The sequence below is a fragment of the Nocardia sp. NPDC058497 genome (assembly GCF_042720195.1).
In the GTDB taxonomy this organism is placed as follows: domain Bacteria; phylum Actinomycetota; class Actinomycetes; order Mycobacteriales; family Mycobacteriaceae; genus Nocardia.
Window position 1 is genome coordinate 10859 of record NZ_JBHXMY010000092.1, and the last position, 3915, is coordinate 14773.

Genomic DNA, 3915 nt, shown 5'->3' on the forward strand with positions numbered 1-3915 from the left:
AACCGCGTAAACCCGCGGGCCGGGGGCTAACCGGGGGGGTCGCCCCCCGTGTAAGCCCCCGGCCCGGCCCGCCCCCCCCCCGGGGGCTAACAGCCCTAGGCGGCCGACGGTGATCGACCCGATCGGCCGGCTGACGCGCTCGAGCGCACCGGCCGAACCGGCGACCACCACCGCCACCACCCCCATGCACACGAACAACACGGCCTTGTCGTTCGTCCCGAAGGTCTGGATCGCCCATTCCCGGATCCCGTCCGGCGTGTGGTCGACGACGCTCGCCCCGAGCGCATACGCGGGCGCACTGCCCGCGCCGGTGAATACCGCGACCAGCTCTGCGATTCCGAGGACCAGCGCCGCCGAGACGACTCCGGCCAGTACCCGCATCCACGCCATATCGAGAGCCTACGTCGCCGTGCACGGCCCCCACGGCGCGCCGGTAGCGACGAAGGCGTTGCCGAGTGCTCGCGGGAGTAGTCTGCGCGGAATGACAGCACGTTCTCTCTCGCGATTCGTGTCTGCGGCCTTCCTGGCAGCCGCGATTCCGCTGGTGTCGCCCACTCATTCCGCCACCGCCGCGGCCTGCGCCGAGATCGAGGTGGTGTTCGCCCGCGGCACCGACGAGCCCGGCGGCGACCTCGGTCTCACCGGCATCTCCTTCGTCGAGGCGGTGCGCTTCAACGCCGGCGGGCGCTCGGTGGGCTCGTACGGGGTCGACTACCCCGCCAGCAGTGAATTCACCGACCGGCTCGCCTTCGCGCGCACCGTCGTGCAGGGCATCGAGGACGCCCAGCGGCGGGTCGAATACATCGTGACGAACTGCCCCGGCACCAGGATCGTGCTGGGCGGCTACTCCCAGGGCGCGGCGGTGGCCGGGTTCGCCATCGGCACCGAGGTGCCCGACGGCGTGCCGCGGGAGTACCGCTCGTATCTGCCCGCGCCGATGTCACCCGAGGTGGCCGAACACATCGCCGCGGTCGCGCTGTTCGGCAAACCGTCGGACCGGTTCATGGCCGACGCGGGCGCACCCGTGGTGTCGATCGGCGCACCCTACGCGGACAAGACCATCGACCAGTGCATCGTCGCGGACAATATCTGCGACGGTTCGCCGCTCGGTCAGCCCAACACCTTGCACACGCTCTACAGTGTCAACGGAATGACCCTCACCGCAGCGGAATTCGCGGCACAACGCTTCTAGCCCCAGACAGCGAAAAGGCCGGTCGCGCCAGAGCGCGACCGGCCTTTCGGCGGTCAGGTCAGGAGTAGATCTTGTCCACTTCGCCCGCGTACTGCTTCATCACGACGGCGCGCTTGAGCGACATCTTCGGGGTGAGCTCGCCACTCTCCTGGGTCCAGTCGACCGGGAGGATGCGGATCTTCTTGATCGCCTCGGCCTTGGAGACCTTCTTGTTGGTCTCGTCGATCGCGGCCTGCACCTCGGCGACCAGCGCCGGGTTCTCGATCAGGGCCTCGATCGCGGTGTCGGCGGCGATGCCGTTGCGGTCCTTCCAGCCCGGCAGCGCCTCCGGGTCGAGGGTGATCAGCGCGCCGATGAACGGCTGACCGTCACCGACGACCATGACCTGGCTGATCAGCGGGTGCGCGCGCAGGGAGTCCTCGAGCACGGCGGGGGAGACGTTCTTGCCGCCCGCGGTGACCAGGATTTCCTTCTTGCGGCCGGTGATGGTGACGAAGCCGTCGGCGTCGATGGCGCCGAGGTCGCCGGTCTTGAACCAGCCGTCGGAGAACGCTTCCTCGGTGGCCTCGGCGTTGCCCCAGTAGCCGTTGAACACCACGCCACCCTTGAGCAGCAGCTCGCCGTCCTCGGCGATCTTGGCCGCGTGGCCCTCGATCGGGCGACCGACCGAGCCGACCCGGATCTGGTTCTTGGTGTTGACGGTGAACGCGGCGGTGGTCTCGGTCAGGCCGTAGCCCTCGTAGATCGTGACGCCGGCACCACGGAAGAAGTGGCCAAGGCGCGCGCCCAGCGGGCCGCCACCGGAGACCGCGGCCAGGCACTGCCCGCCGAGGGCCGCCCGCAGCTTGCTGTAGACCAGCTTGTCGAAGACGAAGTGCTTGAGCTTGAGCAGCAGGTCGGGGCCGCCCTTGGTCTCGAGCGCGGTGCTGTAGGCGATGGCGGTCTCGGCCGCGGCGTCGAAGATCTTGCCCTTGCCGCCGTCGTGCGCCTTCTGCTTGGCGGAGTTGAACACCTTCTCGAACACGCGCGGCACCGCGAGGATGAAGTTCGGCTGGAACTCACCGAACTGCTCGACCAGGGTCGTCCAGTCCGAGGAGTGGCGGACGGCCACCTTGGAGTCGAAGGCGATCAGCGCGACCGCGCGGGCGAACACGTGCGCCAGCGGCAGGAACAGCAGAGTCTTCTGACCCGGCTTGACGAAGTCGCCGAGCGCGACCTGGCCCGAACGCGACTCCGCGTAGAGGTTCGCGTGGGTCAGCTGCACACCCTTGGGGCGGCCGGTGGTGCCCGAGGTGTAGATCAGGGTGGCCGGGGAGGCCGCGCCGACCTGCTTGCGGCGGGTGTGCACGACCTCGTCGTCGAGATCGGCGCCGCGCTTGGTCAGCTCGTCGACCGCGCCCTTGTCGATCTGCAGGGTCTCGGCCAGCGCGGGCAGCGAACCGGCTTCGATCTCCTCGATCGTGGCGCGATGCTTGTCGTTCTCGACGACCAGCAGCTTGGTCTCGGAGTCCTGCAGGATCCACTTGGCCTGCTCGGCGGCGGAGCTGTCGTAGATCGCGACGGTCACGCCACCGGCGGCCCAGATCGCGAAGTCCAGCAGCGTCCACTCGTAGCGGGTGGCTGCCATGATGGCGACGCGGTCGCCCAGCTCGATGCCCGAGGCGATCAGGCCCTTGGCGACGCCGGTGACGGCCTTCTCGAACTGTGCCGCCGTCACGTCGTTCCAGCCGCCGCTGCCGTTCGGGACGTTGAACAACACCGTGTTCGGCGTCTCCTTGCCGAAGCGGAAGACGTTGTCGGAATTGTTCGCATCGTCCGGGATGGTGTAGGAAGCCGGAACTTCGAACTCTCGCATCTGTGCCCTTCCAGTGGGTTCTACTCGCCAGTAATCTACGACACGTTCGTGCGGGCCGCGATATCGCCGCCCGAATTGCCCGTCACCAAGGCTTTATCGTAAATCGTCGATCGATACCGGCTGAATTGCTTCTCGCAGGAATTCTGCGAGTTCGCTGAGTGCCAGCGCTGCCTCGGTGACCAGCGCGGCCTGCGCTTGCGCGACGTGCCAGAGGCCGCGGGTTTCGGTGAAGCGGACGTGCACACCCGCCCCACGCATGGCGGAAACGAGCTGGCAGCACTGATCGTGTAACAGTTCGCTCACATCGGCCTGCACGTAGGTGGGAGGCAGGCCGAGCAGGTTTCCGGTGAGCGGGGCGTAGCCCGCATCGGTTGCGGCGCCGTCGCCGAGGTAGTAAGCGGCGCACGCTTGCGACCACGCCCGGTTGATCACCAGGTCGCGGGCTTTGGCGGGCACCTGGGTCGGGTCGACCCAGGGTGCGATCAGGCCGAGGGCGGCAGGCGTCATCGCGTGCTTGTCGATCAGCCGCTGGGCGAGTGCCAGCGCGAGGCCGCCGCCCGCCGAGTCACCGGCCAGGCAGATCTGGTCGGGCCGGTAACCGACGTTGCGCACCAGATCCAGGAACGCGGCCTCGGCGTCGTCGAGGCCGGCCGGGAGCGGGTGTTCGGGCGCGAGCCGGTAGTCCAGCGCGTAGACCGCGCACGAGGTCTCCTGCGCCAGGTGCGCCACCAGCGAGCGGTGCGTGGTCAGCGAGCCGACCACGTAACCGCCGCCGGGGACGGAGATGTTAGCGCCCCCGGCGCGGGTCGGGGGGGTCGGCCGGGGCGGGGGACCCGGGGTCGGGGGCGGGGCGCAGAGCCGCACGGCG

Annotated in this window: 3 protein-coding genes and 1 pseudogene; 1 reads left to right on the top strand and 3 read right to left on the bottom strand. The window is 69.0% G+C overall.

Translation table 11 applies throughout. The features are described 5' to 3' along the window. Positions 1–390: pseudogene (locus ACFWPJ_RS09455) on the bottom strand (oxidoreductase); the annotation flags it as partial. Between the two features lie 91 nt (positions 391–481). Here ACFWPJ_RS09455 and ACFWPJ_RS09460 point away from each other — a divergent pair. Continuing rightward, positions 482–1192: a cutinase family protein gene (locus tag ACFWPJ_RS09460; protein ID WP_378849160.1), complete on the top strand. Its 711-nt coding sequence runs from the start codon at positions 482–484 to the stop codon at positions 1190–1192. Between the two features lie 58 nt (positions 1193–1250). Here ACFWPJ_RS09460 and ACFWPJ_RS09465 read toward each other — a convergent pair whose 3' ends face one another. Together ACFWPJ_RS09465 and ACFWPJ_RS09470 are read right to left on the bottom strand one after the other, a co-directional pair. After that, entirely contained in the window at positions 1251–3047 is a 1797-nt protein-coding gene (locus ACFWPJ_RS09465) for an AMP-dependent synthetase/ligase (protein WP_378849161.1), read from the bottom strand. A 93-nt stretch (positions 3048–3140) separates the two neighbouring features. After that, positions 3141–3915, bottom strand: a 775-nt coding sequence (locus tag ACFWPJ_RS09470; RefSeq protein ID WP_378849162.1) for an alpha/beta hydrolase fold domain-containing protein, incomplete at its 5' end; no start/stop codon positions are given.

What these genes read in the sequence shown, in the direction of transcription:
- ACFWPJ_RS09460 (WP_378849160.1), top strand. Translation starts at nt 482, where the DNA reads ATGACAGCACGTTCTCTCTCGCGATTCGTGTCTGCGGCCTTCCTGGCA.
- ACFWPJ_RS09465 (WP_378849161.1), bottom strand. Translation starts at nt 3,047, where the DNA reads ATGCGAGAGTTCGAAGTTCCGGCTTCCTACACCATCCCGGACGATGCG.